The 20700-nt window shown below is 54.8% G+C and carries 19 protein-coding genes; 13 read left to right on the top strand and 6 right to left on the bottom strand.

Annotated elements, in window-relative coordinates:
• The first annotated feature begins 16 nt into the window (after positions 1–16).
• From FE848_RS07770 to FE848_RS07780, 3 genes are all read left to right on the top strand, one after another.
• Positions 17–1051 (top strand): ABC transporter permease, encoded by a 1035-nt coding sequence (locus FE848_RS07770; protein ID WP_200202230.1) that lies wholly within the window; start codon positions 17–19, stop codon positions 1049–1051.
• 9 nt (positions 1052–1060) lie between these two features.
• Positions 1061–2092, top strand: a complete 1032-nt coding sequence (locus tag FE848_RS07775) for an ATP-binding cassette domain-containing protein (protein WP_200202231.1) — start codon at positions 1061–1063, stop codon at positions 2090–2092.
• A 106-nt stretch (positions 2093–2198) separates the two neighbouring features.
• On the top strand, positions 2199–3038 hold the full coding sequence (locus tag FE848_RS07780) for a substrate-binding periplasmic protein (RefSeq protein WP_200202232.1): 840 nt from the start codon (positions 2199–2201) through the stop codon (positions 3036–3038).
• Here FE848_RS07780 and FE848_RS07785 read toward each other — a convergent pair.
• The gene (locus FE848_RS07785) at positions 3008–3985 is read right to left on the bottom strand and encodes an META domain-containing protein (RefSeq protein WP_200202233.1); all 978 of its coding nucleotides are present in this window, start codon (positions 3983–3985) and stop codon (positions 3008–3010) included. The genes FE848_RS07780 and FE848_RS07785 overlap by 31 nt on opposite strands.
• A gap of 176 nt (positions 3986–4161) precedes the next feature.
• On the opposite strand from FE848_RS07785, the gene FE848_RS07790 reads away from it, so the two are divergent.
• The 7 genes from FE848_RS07790 (at position 4162) to FE848_RS07820 (ending at position 9848) form a co-directional block, all read left to right on the top strand.
• Positions 4162–4902, top strand: a complete 741-nt coding sequence (locus FE848_RS07790) for a glutathione S-transferase family protein (RefSeq protein WP_200202234.1) — start codon at positions 4162–4164, stop codon at positions 4900–4902.
• A 47-nt stretch (positions 4903–4949) separates the two neighbouring features.
• On the top strand, positions 4950–5867 hold the full coding sequence (locus tag FE848_RS07795; RefSeq protein ID WP_200202235.1) for an alpha/beta hydrolase: 918 nt from the start codon (positions 4950–4952) through the stop codon (positions 5865–5867).
• Positions 5860–6222: a winged helix-turn-helix domain-containing protein gene (locus tag FE848_RS07800; RefSeq protein ID WP_200202236.1), complete on the top strand. Its 363-nt coding sequence runs from the start codon at positions 5860–5862 to the stop codon at positions 6220–6222. The genes FE848_RS07795 and FE848_RS07800 overlap by 8 nt, the downstream gene beginning before the upstream one ends.
• Before the next feature lie 95 nt (positions 6223–6317).
• On the top strand, positions 6318–7097 hold the full coding sequence (modA, locus tag FE848_RS07805) for a molybdate ABC transporter substrate-binding protein (RefSeq protein WP_227714719.1): 780 nt from the start codon (positions 6318–6320) through the stop codon (positions 7095–7097).
• A gap of 20 nt (positions 7098–7117) precedes the next feature.
• Positions 7118–7795 carry a molybdate ABC transporter permease subunit gene (gene modB, locus FE848_RS07810; RefSeq protein ID WP_200202237.1) on the top strand — a complete coding sequence of 226 codons (678 nt, stop codon included), beginning with the start codon at positions 7118–7120 and terminating at the stop codon, positions 7793–7795.
• Positions 7795–8874: a molybdenum ABC transporter ATP-binding protein gene (gene modC / locus FE848_RS07815; protein ID WP_200202464.1), complete on the top strand. Its 1080-nt coding sequence runs from the start codon at positions 7795–7797 to the stop codon at positions 8872–8874. The genes modB and modC overlap by 1 nt, the downstream gene beginning before the upstream one ends.
• 101 nt (positions 8875–8975) lie before the next feature.
• A complete protein-coding gene (locus tag FE848_RS07820) occupies positions 8976–9848 on the top strand; it encodes an alpha/beta fold hydrolase (RefSeq protein WP_200202238.1) in 873 nt (290 codons plus the stop codon).
• On the opposite strand, the gene crp is transcribed toward FE848_RS07820, so the two are convergent.
• Complete coding sequence (crp, locus tag FE848_RS07825) at positions 9845–10486, bottom strand: cAMP-activated global transcriptional regulator CRP (RefSeq protein ID WP_100638015.1); 642 nt, start codon at positions 10484–10486, stop codon at positions 9845–9847. The genes FE848_RS07820 and crp overlap by 4 nt on opposite strands.
• A 264-nt stretch (positions 10487–10750) precedes the next feature.
• Between crp and FE848_RS07830 the strand changes: the two genes are divergently transcribed.
• Together FE848_RS07830 and speD are read left to right on the top strand one after the other, a co-directional pair.
• Positions 10751–11179, top strand: coding sequence for an OsmC family protein (locus FE848_RS07830; RefSeq protein WP_200202239.1), 429 nt, complete (start codon positions 10751–10753; stop codon positions 11177–11179).
• Between the two features lie 164 nt (positions 11180–11343).
• Positions 11344–12138, top strand: coding sequence for an adenosylmethionine decarboxylase (speD, locus tag FE848_RS07835; RefSeq protein ID WP_200202240.1), 795 nt, complete (start codon positions 11344–11346; stop codon positions 12136–12138).
• A gap of 42 nt (positions 12139–12180) precedes the next feature.
• Here the strand turns inward: speD and FE848_RS07840 are convergent, their stop codons facing one another.
• On the bottom strand, positions 12181–13047 hold the full coding sequence (locus tag FE848_RS07840) for a phosphoribulokinase (RefSeq protein ID WP_200202241.1): 867 nt from the start codon (positions 13045–13047) through the stop codon (positions 12181–12183).
• A 63-nt stretch (positions 13048–13110) separates the two neighbouring features.
• The gene (locus FE848_RS07845) at positions 13111–16890 is read right to left on the bottom strand and encodes a DUF1631 family protein (RefSeq protein WP_200202242.1); all 3780 of its coding nucleotides are present in this window, start codon (positions 16888–16890) and stop codon (positions 13111–13113) included.
• Positions 16891–17079: 189 nt separating this feature from the next.
• Between FE848_RS07845 and FE848_RS07850 the strand changes: the two genes are divergently transcribed.
• A complete protein-coding gene (locus tag FE848_RS07850; RefSeq protein WP_200202243.1) occupies positions 17080–18156 on the top strand; it encodes an aminopeptidase in 1077 nt (358 codons plus the stop codon).
• Here FE848_RS07850 and argA read toward each other — a convergent pair.
• Complete coding sequence (gene argA, locus FE848_RS07855) at positions 18130–19437, bottom strand: amino-acid N-acetyltransferase (RefSeq protein ID WP_200202244.1); 1308 nt, start codon at positions 19435–19437, stop codon at positions 18130–18132. The two genes, FE848_RS07850 and argA, sit on opposite strands and share 27 nt — an antisense overlap.
• 61 nt (positions 19438–19498) lie before the next feature.
• On the bottom strand, positions 19499–20695 hold the full coding sequence (argE, locus tag FE848_RS07860; RefSeq protein ID WP_200202245.1) for an acetylornithine deacetylase: 1197 nt from the start codon (positions 20693–20695) through the stop codon (positions 19499–19501).
• Between the last annotated feature and the right edge of the window lie 5 nt (positions 20696–20700).

Here is a 20700-nt window from a genome sequence, read left to right on the forward strand (position 1 = left end):
AAGAGGCTAAACAAAGATGGCAACCTACGACTCCCTGTTTTCAGCACTTGGGTTAAAAGACTGGTGCGCGAAAGGTAAAGAAGACGGCCCGATGTCGATGGCTGATCTGCTCGCCAAAGCCAAGGGCAAAGATGCAGAGCCAGAATCCCTGTGGGACGTTCCGTTCCCGTCGATGGACGCGCTTAACGACTCCTGCGCCGCATTCCCCCAATCCAGAGAGCTTACAAAAGGCCTTGAAGAGGGCTTCCTTGCAGTAAAAGACAACCTGAGCCTGGTGCTTGACCCACTAACCCAGCCGCTAAGCTGGGCACTTGATGGCGCCCTTTACGGCATGCTCAACACGCCTTGGTGGATCATCATCCCCATCATGTTGGCGGTGGTTTTTCTGGTCACCAAATCCTGGAAACTGGTGCTGTTTGTGGGCGTCAGTATTTGTCTGTTGGCGTTCATCGATTACTACGAATACGCCATGCAGACCCTTGCCATCATTTTCGTCTGCGCTTTCCTTTGTGTACTGTTTGGTGTGCCCATAGGCATTGCCATGTCCAGAAGTGACACCTTGCAACGGCTGACAATCCCGGTTTTGGACATGCTGCAGACCTTGCCACCTTTTGTTTATCTGATTCCGCTGATCTTCCTGTTCAGTGTGACGGAATCCAAGCTTTACGGTATCGCCATTATTCTCTACGCCATTGTGCCGGTGGTGAGGCTGACCAACCTGGGTATCCGGCTGGTAGACAAGGATGTAATCGAAGCGGCGGATGCCTTCGGGATGACGCCCAGACAGAAGCTGTTCAAGGTTCAGATTCCCCTGGCTTTACCCAACATTATGGCTGGCGTAAACCAGACCATCATGATGAGTCTCGCGATGGTTGTTATTGCATCACTTGTTTCCGCACCGGGCCTGGGTGTTCTGGTACTTCGCGGTATCCGCAACCTGGAACTCGGCGTTGGCCTGGTAGCTGGCCTCGGTATCGTGATCCTGGCGGTGGTTCTTGACCGGGTTACCAAAGCATCTCTGGCACGCATCAATGCCACCCAAAAGCAGTGAGGACAGCACGTGGCAAATGATATAAAGATTTCCATCAAAAACCTCTACAAGATCTTCGGCCCCACGCCAGACGTGGCGCTTGAGTATGTAAAACGGGGCATGAACAAGGCGGACCTTCTGGATCAGCAAAACCATGTTCTTGGACTGAGGGATATCAACGTAGATATCCTCAGTGGCAAGATCACCGTTATTATGGGGCTTTCGGGCTCTGGCAAATCCACTCTGATCCGCCACCTGAACCGCCTGATTGAACCTACCGCCGGTGAAATTCACCTTGATGACAAGAACGTTCTGGATTTGAACGAGGAAGAACTGCGCCAGCTGCGGCGGGAACAGATGTCCATGGTGTTCCAGAAGTTCGCGTTACTGCCCCACAAAACGGTACTTGAGAACGCCGGTATGGCGCTCAACATTCGAGGTTCGAAAGTCGCAGATTTCGAAAGTGAGGCGGTAAAGTGGCTGGCCAGAGTTGGGCTTGAGGGCAACGAAAACCAGTTTCCCCACCAGCTGTCTGGCGGCATGCAGCAACGGGTAGGCATAGCCCGGGCGCTGGTTTCCAACTCGCCCGTGATGTTGATGGACGAAGCCTTCTCGGCTCTGGACCCACTGATCCGCTCAGACATGCAGGATCTGCTGCTGGAACTGCAGGGTGAACTGCAAAAAACCATTGTGTTCATCACCCACGATCTGGACGAAGCACTGAAACTGTCCGACCACCTGGTGATACTCAAAGATGGAGAAGTAGTGCAACAAGGTGACCCCCAGGACATCCTGCTCAACCCCAACGACCCTTACATAGTCGCCTTTATAAACGATATAAATCGCGCACGGGTTCTTCGGGTACGCTCGATCATGAGCCGCGATGTTGATAAGGACACAGATTATGCCGGAGACCTTTCCGAAAAAGACAATCTGGAAACTGTGCTTTCTCTGTCTGGTGGCGATACTGACAAGGTATTCAGAGTGGTACGCAACGGCGAGGCAGTCGGAAGCCTGTGCATGAAAGCTCTGACAAGAGCGCTGGTGCCCTCAAGCGACTAATAAACGCCGCGACAGCCTGGATTAATTATTCGGGGCCGATACAAAATGGGGGGTGTGTGGTCTATTATTCCACCATATTCCTGCCCAAAGTACTCTGGCCCCTGACATGCTCCGAGCGATACTTGCAGTCTTATTTATCAGCCTGGCCGGCTGTTCTCCCCCGGATGAAAAACCAGCCAGCATTACATCACAATCCGCTGACACGCCTGATGTAACCCTGTCTGCAAATCGTGACAAGTTTACCGTTATCATTGCCGCAGACCCTTGGTGTCCTCACAACTGTATCGCTGGTTCCGGCCGCGAGGGCTATGCCATAGATATAGCAAGAGCGGTCTTTGCTTCCGCTGGGTACCGCGTCGAATACATGAATGCAGGTTGGGCGAGAGCCATTCAGCTTGCCAAAGATAATCACGCAGATGCTGTAGTAGGCGCATTCAGGGGGGATGTACCGGATTTCATATTCCCTCTGGAACCCATTGGAATTTCACGAACACATCTCTACACCAACGCTGAAAGCCAGTGGGTTTATAACGGAATAGCTTCTTTGAAGGGGCGCACACTGCTGGCCATTAACGGCTACTCTTACTCACCTGAGCTGGACAGTTACATTGAGCGCAACCACCAAAATCAGGGCAGTGTATGGCTATTGTCCGGACCCGCTCCCCTGAGCCGTGCAGTTGTTCTACTTGATCAACGCCGGACAGATATTTTTGTAGAAGATGGGCTTGTGATGAACTGGGCACTGCAGAACCAGGCAGCGTTGCCTGCGCCTCGGGACGCCGGCGAAATCCACCGCGCACCCTTCTATATTGCGTTTTCACCTGCAAACCCGAAAGCCGCCGAGCTGGCACGCATCCTGTCGGATGGCATCAGAAATCTGCGACAATCAGGTCAGTTCGATGACATTCTTGCCAGCTACGGGGTGCCTTTACTCTCCGTTGACTGAAACGCGGTGATGGTCTCGCCCGTGTCCGTTGTCAGCACCAACTCACCGTTACGCCCAATAGCAGCACGCTTCACTTTTGATAAGAGCTCCAGAAAACGATCTTCCTGATTCATCAAAGCGGGCGCGCAAGCCATTTTCGTGGCAAATATGTGGTCAAAGCTCACTCCTTCGGCTGTGAGTTCGTACTGCCCGCCGTAACGGTTGCATGAAGCCCTGCCGGCAACACGGTTGTCCTCAAAAAACTCGATGGTTATACGGGAGCGGTCAATAATGCCCGCGTTTGCGAGGTCTTCAACAACCCACTCAGCGCCCCGGAACAGGCGGTCCGTATCACCGCCGCAGCCCTGAAACACCTCACCGTTCAATTCAAGGCGAACCTGAGCCGGAAACTGGGCACCCGACATGTTGTCTTCACACAGTTGGCGAGCAACTTTCATCGTAAGTTCCTGGCCTTCCAGCTCGCCACGAAACTCCCGGCCGTGGCGGTTTGCAACGGTTGTTTCCAGAGCAACTCTTTCGGGTTCTCCGGTGTCATAAGGGCGGTTCATTACCAGCTCCTCGCCATCTACACGGATGTGCCAAAAAGGCTCATTGCCAGTGGCTTCAAACGGCATTTCCAGCGCTCCGGCCTGCAAACACTCGGGATAAGTCTGGCCTTTTACAGTAAAGGTGGCCCGCTCACCTTTGCTCCAGAACTGGGTCTGATCATCTCCGGTGGCCACATAAAGTTCACCAGACGCGCTTTGCTTTGGTTTCAGGAGTAGCCGTTTGCCCTGGTAATCAACACCCAGTAAATCGCCATCGCCCGCGTTGGCAACCGTGACATCCAGTTGACCACACTGGTAGCTGCCAATAGCACCCGAGGTCTTTGGCCCCGAGGCACACGCGGAGATAAAAAGCCCCGTCGCGGCGACGGCAGATGCCTTCAAAAAGCGCTGCAAATACATAGACACACCTTGAGTGTTAGATCGTGAATGAATGGTGGCATCTTAATGTCTCATATGCCTAAAAACCAACTGCCGGGGCCCGGCAGCCATTAAAACACGCAACCCGAGTACCCCTTTCCACTTTTTATCTATCGGGCACGACGCTATGCTGAGCCTTCTCACTCAGGAGGCAGCCCATGGCACTCAGGCTCTACCAATTTGCAATATCCCACTACTGCGAAAAAGTCCGCTGGGCACTGGACTACAAGAATCTCAATTATGAAACCACAAACCTTCTGCCTGGGCAGCATATAAAAACCATGCAAAAGCTCACCAAAGGCGCGGGGGCATCTGTACCTGTTCTGGTCCACGAGGGTGAGGTTATTCAGGGTTCCTCCAACATTCTCGACTATCTTGAACGCACCTTCCCCGACAACCCCATTACCCCAGTTGATGAGCCAGCAAAAGCTCAGGCTCTGGCGTGGGAAAAACGCCTCGATGATCTGGCTGGGCCAGCCGTGCGCTGCTATTCCTACCACCATTTTCTGCAGCGCCCGAAAATAGTGGTACCGTTACTCGCTGCAGGTACCCCCTTCTACAATCGCATCCTGCTAAGCCTGGCATTCAGCCGGGTAAACGAAGTTATGCGGAAGTGGATGAAGATCAATGAGAAAACCGCCGAACAATCCCGGAAGGTACTGGAAGAATTACTCACGGAACTGGCAGAAATCTACAGTCAGCAGCCGTTTCTGGCCGGCGACGCGTTCTCCCGCGCCGATCTGACAGCCGCATCCCTGTTTGCACCTTTGTTTCAACCAGAGGCCTACCCGGTTCCCTGGCCAAAGCCAGCGAGAATACCGAAAGAAATAAAAGCCTGGCTCAACCAGTGGCAGCCACAGTTGCTGATACTCAACCGGGTTTATAATGAGCACCGATAACCTTGTGGCAGACCATTAACTGCCCCCAATAGCGTCCGGTACACACCATGCAAGAGCAATCTTTGAGCCTGAATGGCCAGAATAACCACACCATTACAGGCGCGATTTTTTCCCCGGACACGCCTCGTTCAGTCCTGGTTATCGCCCATGGCATGGCAGAACACGCCGAGCGCTACGCTGATTTCGCCCGGTGGCTGACAGAACGGAACATTGCCGTTGTGACTATGAATCACCGGGGGCATGGCCCTGGCTGCACTCCTGACCAGCTTGGGCACTACAGCGATACAGACGGCTGGGGGAAAGTCGTCGACGACCTGAACCGCGTATTACTGGATACCCGGGTGCGCTTCCCCGGAATCCTTCTTGCCCTGCTTGGGCACAGCATGGGGTCGTTCATAGCCCAAAGTTGCGCACAGCAACACCCGGCCTCTCTGGATATGTTGATACTCAGTGCCACCAACCGCATTCACCGACCACAGCTATGGGTATCCGGAATCCTGATTAACGGCATCCGGCGATTCCACGGCAAGCATCACCGAAGCCCAACGATTGCAAAAATGTCCTTCGGCAAGTTTAACCGTATGTTCAAGCCCAACCGGACCGACTGCGATTGGCTAAGCCGGGATACTACCCAGGTAGACAAATACATTACAGACCCACTCTGCGGATTCGAGTGCACCACAGGCCTGTGGCATGATTTCATTCAAGGGATGCTGACAATCAGACCTTCCGCGTGGCGCAAAGATCTTCCGGTTCACCTGTTTGCTGGCACAGATGACCCCGTAGGGGAAATGAGCAAAGGCATTACCCGGCACTTTGAAGACATTCGCCAAGCCGGTGTAAGAGATACCAGCCTTCGGCTATTTGAAGGCGGCCGCCATGAGATGCTAAATGAAACCAACGCCGAAGAGGTTCGGGAACACGTGCTATCGTTGCTTACCCGGAGAAATATAACCGATGCCTGATAGTAATGAACGCCTGGTTCCAAGGCTAAGACTCAAAGCCGGCCACGCCATCGCTCTCGGGCCTGGCAAGGCTCAATTGCTTGAATTGATTCAGCAGCACCGCTCAATCTCTGCGGCCGCACGAGCTTTAAAAATGAGCTATCGGCGCGCATGGTTGCTGGTGGACACCATGAACACCTGCTTCCAGAAGCCTTTGGTACTCACCGCCACAGGTGGCAATCAGGGCGGTGGTGCTGAGCTTTCAGAAGAGGGGCTAAAGGTGCTCACGCTCTATCGGCAGTACGAAAAAGCCGTAGCAGAGCGCCCCGAACTCGTTGAGCTGGCGACCTTACTCAGAGACAAGCCTGCGCCCTGAGTTTTCCAGACAACACGCTAATTCTCTTGTATCCGACCCACGGCGACTATATTATTCTCAGCGTTATATCCGAGCGGATACAAGGAGAAAGATCCATGCTCATGAAAACAAAGCTCTATCGCCAGCTGGCAGCTCTATGCCTGACAATCCTTCTACCTCTGGCATCAGCCAGCACTGCCTTCGCCGCCGATGTGCGCATCGCCGTGGCCGCCAACTTTACCGACACGACACGTGAACTCATTGCTGCCTTTGGTGAAACAACCGGACTGGAGGCAGTTGCAAGCTACGGCTCCACCGGCAAGCTCTACGCCCAAATTGATAACGGCGCGCCGTACGATGTTTTTCTTGCTGCCGACAGCCTTCGCCCCGAACTGCTTGAAAAAAATGGCCAAGGCGTAGCAGGCACACGATTCACCTATGCACGCGGCAAACTTGCGCTCTGGAGCCCGGTACCCGGTACCTTTGATGACCCCAAGGCCTGGCTTGAGTCTGGCGAGTTTGCTCGCCTGGCGATTGCGAACCCGAAAACAGCGCCCTACGGTTTCGCGGCCCAGGAAGTTCTCATCAAGATGGGTGTTTGGGACGCCTTGCAGGATCGCCTGGTACGCGGCGACTCTATTGCCCAGACCTTCCAGTTTGTTGCAACCACCAACGCCCAATCCGGCTTTGTCGCGCTCTCACAGGTGCGCGCCTGGGATGACAAAGGCGGCTCCCTATGGCTGATTCCGCAAGCCGACTATTCCCCCATCAACCAACAGGCTATTCTTCTGACTCGCAGCAAAAATAACGATGCCGCCCATCAGTGGCTTGAATTCCTGCGCGGTGACAAAGCCCGAAATATTATTGAAAGCTTTGGTTATGAGACCGATCATTAAACCGTAAACCGGGCAACTCCATGGACATATACTGGGAGCCAGTGTGGCTCACCTTGAAGCTTGCAGGTTTCACCACGGCCATACTTCTGGTTGTAGGAACACCTATTGCCTGGTGGCTGGCCCGTAGCCATCACTGGATAAGGCAGCCTATTGCAGCGATTGTTGCCTTGCCCCTGGTATTGCCGCCTACGGTTCTGGGGTTCTACCTGCTGGTGCTGATGGGCCCGAAAGGCATGGTTGGCCAGATCACCGAGCAGTTGGGGCTTGGTTTGTTGCCGTTCACCTTCGAAGGTCTGGTCATTGCATCGGTAATCTATTCCCTGCCGTTTACCGTTCAGCCCCTGCAAAATGCGTTTGCTTCCATTAATCAGCAACTTCTTGAGGTCGCATCCACGCTTCGGGCATCGCCCCGGGACCAGTTTTTTTCTATCGTGATCCCCTTGGCAAGGCCGGGCTTTCTGACCGCCAGCGTGCTCACCTTCGCCCATACCATCGGCGAGTTTGGCGTTGTACTTATGATCGGCGGCAACATCCCCGGCGAAACCAAGGTGCTCTCGGTGGCCATTTACGACCATGTGGAATCCCTGGAGTACACCCAGGCTCACTGGTTGGCTGCGGGCATGGTTGTCTTCTCCTTTGTTGTACTTGTAACCCTGTATTCACTCAATGGCCGGCTGCAGTCGGGGCTGGTGAAATGATGGCAGCACCTGGAATACAGGCACGTTTCGCCTGCAAGGTTGGAACATTTGAACTGGACGTTGATCTGAACCTGCCAGGTAGCGGGCTCACCGCCCTCTTCGGGCATTCAGGCTGCGGCAAAACAACCTTGCTGCGCTGCATGGCAGGCCTGCAGGCGGCAGAAGGAATCATGCGCGTTAACGGTGACGAATGGCAGAACAAAACTGGCAGCCGCCCCGTCCATCAACGGCCCCTGGCCTACGTGTTTCAGGAAACCAGCCTGTTCCCCCACCTTTCGGTAAAGCGCAACCTGATGTACGGGTACAAACGCATTCCCCAAAGCGACCGCCAAATATCCTTCGATCAGGCGGTTGAATGGCTGGGGCTCTCGCGCCTGCTTGGCCGTATGCCTGAAAAACTCTCTGGCGGAGAGCGTCAGCGCGTAGCCATTGCCCGGGCACTGCTCACAAGCCCCAGGTTGCTGCTGATGGATGAACCCCTGTCTGCCCTCGACCAGGCCAGCAAACTGGACATCATGCCCTACCTGGAAGCCTTGCGGGACAACCTGGCCATCCCCATGCTCTATGTGTCCCACTCCACAGCCGAAGTTGCACGACTGGCAGACCACATCGTGATGATGGATGGCGGAAGGGTTGTTGCTGAAGGCCCACTGCAACAGATCATGGCACGCACGAACCAACCCTTCGGGCTTGAGAAAGATGCCGGGGTGATTCTCGATGCCACCCTGTCAGAACGGGATGAGCAATGGCATCTGTGCCGTGCTGATTTTGGAGGCGGCCACCTCTGGCTGCGTGCAGATGAGAGCCTGATGATCGGGCATAAAATTCGGCTGCAGGTGCTCGCAAGGGATGTCAGCCTGGCCCGGAGCAAGCAAACCGATCAGAGCATCCAGAATCTGTTGCCTGCAATCGTTGATGAAGTAGCTTTCGAGGTCAGCCCGGGCACATCCATTGTGCGCTTGCTGGCAGGGCAAACCCCCTTTCTTTCTCGCCTTACCAGCCGAGCCGTACACACTCTGGCCCTTGAGCCCGGACAGCAAGTCTGGATGCAGATCAAGTCAGTCGCCATTGTCGATTGATCAACCGGACCGGGTTATGGCCCTTTTGGCCACAGCCTCTAGGGATTCAGACACGTAAGCTTCCTTGCATACACCGTTCAACTCCTGATAACGGGCCTGCAATGATGTACAACACCCACCGCATCACCAGTAACAACATCTCACTGCATGCCGTGACCGAGGGGAATCCTGACGGCATACCTCTGGTGCTGGTTCACGGGTACCCGGACAACCACCGCGTGTGGGACAAGGTTGTTAGCGCTCTGGCTTCAGACTTCTTTCTCGTGCGCTACGACGTTCGGGGTGCAGGCCTTTCAGACAAGCCGGTTCGCACACGGGACTATCGCTTGTCGTTGCTGGCGCAGGATCTTGAAGCCGTTGTGGATGAGTTGTTGCCTAACCGCCGGTTTCACCTGCTGGCCCACGACTGGGGTTCCATACAAAGTTGGGAGTCTGTGGGCTCAGGCCCTCTTCAGAAGCGTATTCTCTCCTTCACATCGATTTCCGGCCCCTGTCTCGATCATGTCGGGGCCTGGCTAAGAGCACAGTCTTCAAACCTGAGCGGTGGTGGGCCAGTGAGAATGACCAGGCAGCTGCTTAAATCCTGGTACGTATTTCTGTTTCAGATACCCGTTGTACCGGAAGCTATCTGGAGCCTGGGGCTTGATAGAAAGTGGCCGGTCATATTGCAGAAGCGGGAGGGAGTAGCAGATGCCTGTTTCAGCAGTGCTCAGAAGGATGACGGACGTTACGGAGTGCGATTATACCGGGCCAACTTCCTGTCCCGTCTGCTCATGCCGCAACCAAGGTTCGCGAGCTGCCCGGTGCAATTGATCATTCTGAAGCAAGACAATTATGTGGGTGCCGACTTGTTCGGACAGCTAAACCAATGGGTGGGCAAACTTACTCGAGTGCAATTAAACGCACCGCACTGGGCGCAGCTCACAGAACCAGACGCCATTGCCAGTGCAGTACGCAGCTTTATTCGCTCTTAACGGGTTCCGAAAACCACCATGGTTTTGCCTTTTACCCGCACAAGCCCCTGATCTTCAAGGGTTTTAAGCACTCTGCCAACCATCTCCCGGGAACAGCCTACAATTCGCCCAATTTCCTGACGTGTGATCTTGATCTGCATGCCATCCGGGTGAGTCATGGCGTCTGGCTCCTTGCACAAATCAAGCAAGGTACGGGCAACCCGACCAGTGACGTCCAGGAATGCCAGATCACCCACTTTACGGGTGGTTTGACGCAGGCGCGACGCCATTTGCTCGCCAATAAAATAGAGAACTCCAAGATCCTGCTGGGCAATTTCCCGGAATTTGGGATAGCTGATTTCAGCCACCTCACACTCGGTTTTTGCCTTCACCCAGGCACTGCGGGAATCCATATTATCGAACAACCCCATCTCGCCAAAGAAGTCTCCGGCATTGAGGTAGGCCATGATCATTTCACGACCATCATCATCTTCAATGATAACCGTGACGGAACCCTTAACGATGTAAAAGAGGGAGTCGCTTTTGTCGCCCGCGTAAATAATGGTGCTCTTGGCCGGGTAGCGACGGCGATGGCACTGAGAAAGAAAATAGTCGAGATGCTTTGTTTTCTGCTCAACTGGCTTAATGATTGTGGCCATGGTGCGGGTTATGCCTCCTCAAATACTGGCGGGATCCGATGTTTGTTGTTCACCCGGCTTTCCATGCGGGTTTATTTTTTTGCCAAATAACATAACAACTTATAACAAGAAGGTTAGCTCTGGGCAACTGGAAACAGTATACGAAATGTATCAAGGGCTTTCGCCATCGACTGTCAGAGACTAGCGGTTATGCTAGCATCCTGTCCATTCGCTACTATCCAGGCGGGCCATTGCCCGCCACCGCGCAACAGGAGCACAGCCTTGATGAAAGCAACCGTAGACTGGACCGGCAATGCCAGCTTCCGAGCTACCAGTGGTACTGGCCACTCTGTGCAGCTGGATGGCCCACCTGACCACGGTGGGGAAAACCTGGGCCCCCGCCCGATGGAGCTTTTGCTGATGGGCCTCGGAGGCTGTTCATCTTTTGATGTGATGAGCATTCTGAAAAAAAGCCGCCAGGATGTCACTGCCTGCCATGCTGAGCTGGAAGCCGAGCGTGCAGATGCCGTGCCTTCGGTGTTCACAAAGATTCACCTGCACTTTGTGGTGACCGGCCACAACCTGAAAGAAAGCCAGGTAAAACGCGCCGTCAGTTTGTCTGCCGAGAAGTACTGTTCTGCTTCGATCATGCTTGAAAAAGCCGGCGTGGAAATCACCCACAGCCACGAAATCCGCACTGCGGATCAAGCCTGACCCATAGCACTATTCAACGCACAACGGGGCGTGCATAATACCGCCCTTTCTCCGCCGGCTAGTGCAAAAGGTGAACAACCTGAACCCTTGTCGGCGGCGGCCTGCGCAGAGCGTGTTATTACCGCCCTGCCGTCATTCATCTCCATAGATCGGAGGGGCTGAGCATGGAATCAAAACTCCAGTTGCACGGTTTCAACAACCTGACCAAATCCCTGAGCTTCAATATCTACGACATTTGTTATGCGCAGACTGAAGAACAGCGTGAGGGCTATATCGATTACATCGACGAGATGTACAACGCAGAGCGCCTTACCCAGATACTGACCGATGTGGTCAAGATCATTGGCGCCAACGTGCTCAACATCGCCCGTCAGGATTACGAGCCCCATGGGGCATCGGTTACCATGCTCATCGCTGAGCATGAGCTGACCGACGGTGAAGAGCCAGACAACGAAGAATCACCCGGCCCGCTGCCCGACACCATCGTAGCCCACCTGGACAAGAGCCACGTGACGGTGCATACCTACCCCGAGAGCCACCCCCACGAGGGTATCAGCACCTTCCGGGCAGACATCGATGTATCAACCTGCGGCCTGATTTCGCCCCTGAAGGTTTTAAACTACCTGATCCACAGTTTTGATTCTGACGTGGTGACCGTTGATTACCGGGTACGCGGCTTTACCCGCGATGTAGACGGCACCAAGCACTACATTGATCACGACATTAACTCAATCCAGAACTACCTGACCGAAGATACACAGAACGCTTATCAAATGATCGATGTGAACGTGTATCAGGAAAACCTCTTCCACACCAAAATGATGGTGAAAGAGTTCAACCTGGACAATCACGTTTTTGGTGAAAATGCCGAAGATCTGGATCCGGAGATTGCCCGCTCTATTGAAGAACGGCTTCGTCGCGAAAAGCTGGAGATATTCTACTCACGCAACATGGAGTAAGAGTACCCGGCCAGGCTTCTGCCAGGCACAACCCTGGCATATTCAGGCGAAAGATTTCTGTGCAATAAGGCGCTGCACCATCGGTCTTACAATAAGATCCATGGCCAGCGCCATTTTTGTGCCCGGAATCACCAGAGTGTCGTGGCGTGACAGCGTGCTGTTCTGTATCGCCTGCAGCAGGTAGGAAAAATCCACGTCTGACGCATCCCGAAACCGGATAACAAACATGCTTTCGTCTTCGGTGGGCACATCCCGGACCACAAACGGGTTGGACGTATCTACAAGAGGGATACGCTGAAAGTTGATATGGGTATGTGAAAACTGCGGCACTATATCGTGAACGTAGTCATCCATACGGTTGATGATGGTCGCAACCACGGCTTCCTGACTGTAGCCGCGCTGATGGGTGTCCCGGTGTATTTTCTGGATCCACTCGAGGTTCACGATAGGCACCACGCCAATCATCAAGTCTACGTACTGGGCAATATTGTAAGCTTCGCTGACTACCGCCCCGTGCAAACCCTCGTAAAACAGCAGATCCGTGTCTGCCTGCAGCGAACCCCATGCCGTAAAGGTGCCCGGTTTATGGCCTTCGGCCTGCAAGTCACGATCCTCATCGTGCACATATTGGCGATATCGGCCATTGCCTGTGTGGCTATAGTCGTAAAACAGTGCTTCCAGCTTATCAATGTGGTTGGCGGCAAGAGCAAAGTGATTGCGTTCACCAAACTGCCCCTTGGCAGCCAGCCGGGCCATCTGCTCACGGTTATAGCGGTGAAAACTGTCACCGCTGACCATCGCCGCCGTCAGCCCCTCATTCGCAAACATGCGCCGGAATATCTGGCCTGTGGTACTGGTGCCCGCACCGGAGGAGCCGGTTACCGCAATAATGGGATGACGTTTTGACATGGCTTAGGTGCGCCGCCGGTTGTATAAAATTCTGGTGAATGTTGCGTGTGCGCCTTGAAGGCGTCAGGCAAGGCTATCGAGCGAACGGGGCTTCTCAATCACAAATCCCTGAGCGTAATCCACGCCCAACTGCCTCAGTGTATCCAGAACGTCGCGGGATTCAACCTGGCTGGCAATCACTTCCCGATCCATATAATGCGCCATATCCACCATGGACTGCACCATGGCGCGATCTGTTTCACTGGTGCTGAGCTGGCCGGTGAACGCGCTGTCTATCTTTATCAAATCCACCGGGAGCGAGCGCATGAACTCGAACGAGCTGGGCCCACTGCCGAAGTTTCCGAGACAGAACCTGCAACCAAGCTCCTTCATCTCGATAATAAAGTCCGCCACCGCCTGCACATCATTGATTGCCGAGGCTTCGGTAACTTCAAACCAGAGACGCTCAATGGGCGCGTCTTTTTCACTCAGCTTTTCATAGATATGCTCAAGCAGCGACTGGTCGTTCAGTGAATAACCCGAGAGGTTGATACACACTCCACCAAGGTGGCGGGGGTCTGGCGCCTGTACCCGCAGCCAGTCCAGCATGTGCCCTACCACCCAGCGATCTACTGCTTGCATGCGATCATACCGCTCTGCCATGCGCACAAAATCACGCCCGGTAATCAGTACTCCGGCGTCATCGTACATGCTGATCAGTACTTCATACTGTGGCGCCATTCTGGTACGGCTGTGCAACGGAATAATTTTCTGGCATCGCAACAGCATGCGCTCTTCATCGAGATCGCCAAGGCTGGCCACTTTGGCCGCGATCTGTTCCTGCCGCGCCTGATCGCCAGCATCCAGAGAATACTCTGACACCTTGCCAAGACCTTTCTCTCTTGCGCTGGCTAAAGCTTGCTCGGATGCTCTCAGCCAGCGCTCGGCGCTAACCAGGCCTGGTAATTCAGGCACAACACCAATACTGGCAGACAACTGATAGCGACGTTCGCCGTAGACAAACTCAGCCGCTTCAACAGCCAGAATGAGATTACGGGCCGCATCGTCAGCGCTTTCCGCTGGCACAAGCATGCCAAACTCGTTCCCCGCGAGCCTTGCCAGGGGCATTCCGTCCCCCACATGCTCTCGCAACAAATCGGCCACCCGTTTGAGCGCATCGTCACCCGCCTGATAGCCGGCGGTGTCATTCAGCAAGCGGAACTTGCGCAAATCCAGCCTGACCAAGGAGCGTTCATCTTCACGCCTGGCCAACTGCTGATCAAGCATGCGCTCAAATTCCCGGCGGCCAAGCAAGCCTGTCAGCTCGTCGTGGGTTGAGGCCCAGGACAACTGGTCATAGACCTTACGCACCATTCGGTCGATGCTTTCATCCACCAAGGGCCGTTCGTATTGGCTATCAGGTACGATAACGCCTTTGCGCATCTGGCGTGCCAAGGCTTCCAGCTCCAGTTCCACTACCCGCATGCCCTGGTGATTCACGAAAACAAAGCGGGTGAACCCACGAGCCACCCAAACCAGGCGGATATACTGAGGCTCGTCAGGCTTTTCCTGATCCCGAAGCCAATCACCCGTCCGCAGCCTCTGAGCACGATTGATCCAGCGCTGCAGACTGCGCTGTTCGCGCTCAGACAGTGCCTTTTTGAGGTCTTTGGCAGGTTGTGCTTTGGGAACTTCCACCATTTCCGGCGGGCTCTCTGGACGACGCACCAAAAACTGTTTCAGCTCATCACGTATCTGGGATGATGGCATGTGGTTACTGGAAATAGACGCCAATCCATCCTGAATAACCCGGAGCAATTCAGGCAGGTTTATGGCGGAGTCGTGGTCTTCTGAAAACGCCAGCAGGGAGTCAACAACTGCAAGGTAATCCTCCCAGATCTGGCTGTCTGCACCCTGGCGAATCCAGGTCAGTGACAAAAGGTCCCGCCAACCGCCGTCCAGGAGACTAAGCACCGCTTTCGGCACCTTCCGGCCCGCCAGCTTCTGGTTCAACACTTCCGCTACGGCCACTTTCGATTCCGCCACTTTCTGGGCGCCTTCGGCTGCGGCGGTTACCCGCTCAACGTTGCGCCGATAGACCAGATTCTGGCGGTCGATCAAGCCATCAAGCTCTTGTACTGTGTTCTCAAAAACGCCGGTATCCTGTTCGAACTCGGTAGTAATACGCTGGACAAGCTCATCAACCTTGCGTTGCACCACCGGGTTCAGACGACCACCCTTGACACCCAACTGGGCCAGTCGGTTCATCACGCCTCGAACCGGGCTGTTTTTGTCATCAAAAAAAGCAGGGTCGCGCATCACCACTTTCAAAACCGGTACCTGTAGCTGGCGCATTCGCTGCTGAGCGTATTCGCTGAGCTTCGGGCTCTCGGTTACCGAGTGGAAAAAACGGTCGACAACATCCAGCGTGCTTTGCTGTTCATCGTCCAGCTTTTTGCCGCCCATCTCGCGGACTTTTTCCACTACCCGTTCCCGCAAAGGGACCACATTAGTCGCAGCCTCAACCGGCTCCGCCTGCAGCTGTTGAAGTTCACGCTGCAGTTCGCCGGTAGACACAGGCTTGGCGTTGACGGGAAAAGGCGTTTGCTCGGTGCCACCACTTTTTGCCCGAGTTGCTGCAAGTGTTCCCAGAAGGTTTCGCACAGTCGCAAAGGCGGTTTGAGCAGCTTGGGCATAGCCCCGGAATTCACTGCCCAATCGCGATTTCCCGACGCTTGCTCCGCGGGGCGCGGGCGGCTCTGCTCCGGGCTGAGCCTGATCATTCTGCGGCGTAGTGTTGCGCGCTGCTTCCATCTGTGCAGGCTCTGGCTGGCTCTGCTCCGCGGCCGGCCTGTCCGCCGGACTACTGGCGGCCTGCTCACTCAGGTACTTGCTGAGATCAAGCTCCGGCAGCACGCCATGACGAATCAGAATATTGTTCAGTTCCTTGTAGAGCAGGCCAAGGTGGTGCAGGACTGACTGCTCGAACACCTTCAGACAAATTTTCTCTACTTCTCTGGAGGCCTTGAGCTGGGTCAGCCCGGCATGAAAAGATTCACACACAAGTGACGGGCCGAGAGGATTGTGGTGCCCGGTCGCATTGGCAATGCCCAACTTGTCCAAACGAAGCTTGAGCTGCAGAAGATCCTTGCGATACTGGGTGTCGGCCTTTGTCACCATTACCCGGATGGTCAGCCAGTCTTCAAACTCGCCTTTGTCCACAACAGAGAGTTCGGAGCCCGGAAAGCCTTTAGGCGCCGGTTTAAGTGGTGATTCCAGACTACGAGCCATCTGATGCCAGATAACCCGTTGCCGAGCCTTAACCTGACCGGAAAAGTCCATTAACTCGTTGGCTTGCTGGTCGTTCGTCGCTTTCTGCGCCGCTGCTTTCAGGGTATCGGCCATTTGCACAAAGCAGGCATCCATAAGCGGTTCTATGTGCTGGATAACCGCCCGCGCAGACTGGTGCAGGACAAACTGGACTCGCTCACTCGGCGCGCGTAGTGAAGCCCGCTCCTGACTATCAGAACCGCCACATTGCTGCAGCATAGACGCTACGGCTTCCGGGTTGTCGCGGGTAAAACTCACGCCCATGGCTCCATCAATACGCCTGGCCACACTCACGTGAACCTCATGCCGGCGTTTGCCATCCGGGTCGCGAAATCGCACAGTCAGTTCGGGGCGACTCGAGGCAGCAAACGCCCGATCGAGCTTGCGGGATGTCTCACCGGAATAACGGACAAAAAGGCCTTCCGGGCAAAAGTCCGCAATCTGACACGGCCATGTCTCACCCGTACCCAGATCAATCTGGGCAGCAAGCTTGATAGGTTTACGAGGGCTGCTTCGACGTTCTCTCGGATCCATGAACTACCTGACATTGCGTAAAGTCGGAGGGGCTGGGTGTTCAGCCTGCCAGCGACTAACGTCCCTGAAAAGTGGCCTTTGCCACCTGCTGTTATACAAAAAATGCTGATGCTTATAACCAATACTATAAGTGTACTATAGCGATCTGTGACGGACACATATACCGCCAAACCATAACATCCTGATTCTATGAAACAGCTTAGTCAGATCTATACAGTTTTACTACTGATAACACTGCTGAGTGGCTGCTCGACCATCAGCTATTACACTCAGGCCATTCACGGCCACCTGGCTTTAACTATAGCTGGTAAACCAGTCGACACCCTTATTGCCAGTGAAGACACGCCCCCTGAGCTCCGTGACAAACTTATGCTCTCTCGCCAGGCTCTGCTGTTTGCGAGTGACCGGCTGGGGCTCTCGCCCGGAGACGCTTTCACCAACTATGTCGTTCTGGAACACCCCTGGGTTGTAGTCAATCTTGTGGCAGTGCCTGAGTTTTCGCTTCAGCCTCACCAATGGTGCTATCCGGTATTGGGCTGCCAAGCCTACCGCGGCTACTTTCACCTGGAAGATGCCCGCAAAGAAGAGCAAACCTACCGCACCAATGGCTACGACACTTTCATTGGCGGAGTAACTGCCTATTCCACACTGGGCTGGTTTGACGACCCCTTGCACTCCGGTTTTACCAGCCTTGCAGATGACCGCATGGTGGCCTTGATGTTCCACGAGCTGGCTCACCAGGTGATCTATATCAAAGGGGACACCGCCTTCAATGAAAGTTTTGCCACCGCAGTTGAGCTGGAGGGCCTGAGGCTCTGGCTGGATCAAAGAGGCGATCCGGCCGCCTTCATCCAGGCACTGGAACAGCTTGAACTGCGCAACAGCACCCACGCTCTGGTAGCCGCAACGAGTGCTGAACTTGAACAGCTCTATCAACGGCAGGGTGTGCTTACGGAGAACCGTTTGCGAGAGCGTAAACAACGCCTCTTTGATCAGCTTAATACGAGCTATGAACTGCTGTTAGCCAATAGATCAGGAAATAATATTGGCCCGTTCGGCCACCCTCCGGTTGCCTTCAACAATGCCAGGATTGCTCTTTTTTCCCAGTACAACCAGCACGTACCGGCCTTTAGGCAGCTGCTAAAGCAGTCTGGCTACGACTTCCCGACATTTTACGACGCCGTAGAGACTCTCTCCGAAAAGCCTGATGCTCAACGCCAGCAGTCACTGGAAGCGCTGTCAGAGCGGTTTGAAAAACACTTTTGAATTGCGCTGTGTGTTGTAGGCCGCAAGCTTTGGCCCAGGTAATGCCTGAACCGTGCTGGGCAGGAATCCGCGCTCGCGGAACCAGTGCTCGGTTTGTGTGGTAAGCACAAACAGTTTCTGGATGCCCTGGCTACGGGCGTGTTTTTCCACCATCAGCAATATATCGTCGCCTCTGCCAGCCCGCCGATAGGCGGAATCTACGGCGAAACAGGAGAGCTCTCCCGCACCATCTTCAGGGTAATTGTGCAGGGCGGCACAACCGACAATGGTGCCGTCACGCTCTGCGACTACATAATGCTCAATATCTGTCTCCAGCATTTCCCGAGAGCGCCGTACCAGAATGCCCTGTTCTTCCAGTGGCTCTATCAACCCCAGAATGCCGCCGATATCCTCAGCTCGAGCCTGACGAATCTGCTCATAGTGATCGCCGCTGACCAACGTACCTGTGCCATCCCGGGTGAATAATTCCTCAAGCAAGGCGCCATCGTTCACGTAGCTGATGAAATGTGCCCGCCGCACGCCCTTCACACAGGCATCGCAGGCGGCGCGCAACAGATCTGCGTCATGCCCGGTGACCGTGCCATCCGCCAACCGCTCCGGCGCCTGCCGGGCCGGGAGTTCGCGAATCAGGGAGCCGTCCTGCTCAAGCAGGCCCTGGTCGTCGATAAAGACGATCAGCTTTTCCACCTGAAGCGCCGCAGCCACTTGACTACCCACATCTTCATAGGACAGGTTGAAGGCATCTCCGGTTGGCGAATAACCCATTGGCGGAAGCAAAATGATGTGCCCCTGCTCCAGCAGCTTTTCGATACCTGCCACGTCAACGCGACGCACCTTGCCGGTGTAACCGAAATCGATGCCATCCAGCACCCCAACCGGCTTTGCCGTGACAAAATTGCCACTACTGACCCGAATGCGGGCATTGTGCATGGGCGAATTCACCAACCCCATGGACAGCTGGCTTTCAAGATGTGCACGTAAACCACCCGTTGCTTCCATTACCAGAGGCAAATGGTTTTCGGGAGTAATGCGAAGACTGCGGGAAAAAGACGATTCCAGACCAGCTTCATCCAGGCGTTTCTGTATCTGCGGGCGGGCGCCGTACGCAACAATCAGGCGCACACCCAGACTGGCAAGCAGCGTGATGTCATGGATGATGTTAATAAAATTTTCGTGCTCAAATGCGTCACCCGGAATCGTCAACACCACCGTACGGCCGCGGTGCGCGTTGATATAAGGCGATGAATGGCGAAAAGAATGCAGCCAGTCGTTTGGTTTCAAGTGTTATTCCCCAATCGTATTTTTACGTGTTTTTTGCGCGCGTCCGCATACTCGAAGAAACTTAAAGACAAAACTGCCGGATGAGACCCTGGAGGATTTTCACCGTGGGCTCCAGCTGTGACATTTCTATAAACTCGTCAGGCTGATGCGCCTGATCGATAGAACCCGGGCCAAGAACCAGGGTTTCCATACCAAGCTTTTGCAGCCAGGGCGCTTCGGTGGCAAAGGCGACAGCATGGGCAGTATGGCCGGTTAACGCTTCACAGGCTTTCACCAGGGCCGCATCTGCGGGCGTCTCAAACGGTGGCACGCCATCAAACAGCGGTTCAAACTCCATCGTTAATTCGCTCCGCTCAGCCAGCGGCCTAAGCCTGTGCAGAATATCCTGACGCAGGTTTTCCATGCTCATACCGGGCAGCGGGCGCAGGTCAAAATGCAGCTCGCAGCGGGCACAAATACGGTTCGGATTATCGCCACCGTGGATGCAGCCAAGGTTGAGAGTTGGCACCTGCACCTCGAAATTCGGGTTGCGGTACTGCGCCTGCCAATCGGTGCGCAGAGCCAGAAGTTCACCAAGAGCTTCGTGCATACCTTCCAGCGCATTGCGACCCAGGCTGGGGTCAGAAGAATGGCCCGACTGGCCCTCAAACGTCAGCCGCTCCATCATGATGCCCTTGTGCATACGCACAGGCCTGAGGCTGGTAGGCTCTCCAATAACCGCATAGCGGGCTTTCGGCTTGCCAGCCTCAGCGAGCGCTCTGGCGCCATTCATGGAGGTTTCTTCGTCTGCTGTCGCGAGGATAATCAGGGGTTGTTTCAGGTCGGCGGCAGTAAAGGCTTTGGCGGCTTCAATGGCCAGCGGGAAAAAGCCCTTCATGTCACAAGTGCCCAGGCCATACCAGCGGTTGTCCCGCTCGGTCAGCGTGAAAGGGTCGCTTTGCCAACGCTGGTCATCAAACGGCACGGTATCCGTGTGACCGGCAAGCACCAATCCGCCAGAGCCACTGCCCAGCGTTGCAATCAGGTTGTACTTGCCGGGCATGTCGGGCACCGCCAGAAGCTCAACGGCAAAACCCAGAGCCTCCAGCCACTCTCCCAGTCGCCGTACCACTGGCTCGTTGCTGTGATCCCACTCCGCCGATGCACTGCTGATCGACGGCAGCGAAACCAGCGTGGTCAGCATGTCACGCACGCCCGGAACCGAATCGGCCCTGTTGATCGCTTTACGACCGTCGTTATCGTCGCCAAACTGCGGCATTGTGT

It is taken from the genome of Marinobacter sp. 1-3A (genome assembly GCF_016597775.1).
In the GTDB taxonomy this organism is placed as follows: domain Bacteria; phylum Pseudomonadota; class Gammaproteobacteria; order Pseudomonadales; family Oleiphilaceae; genus Marinobacter; species Marinobacter xiaoshiensis.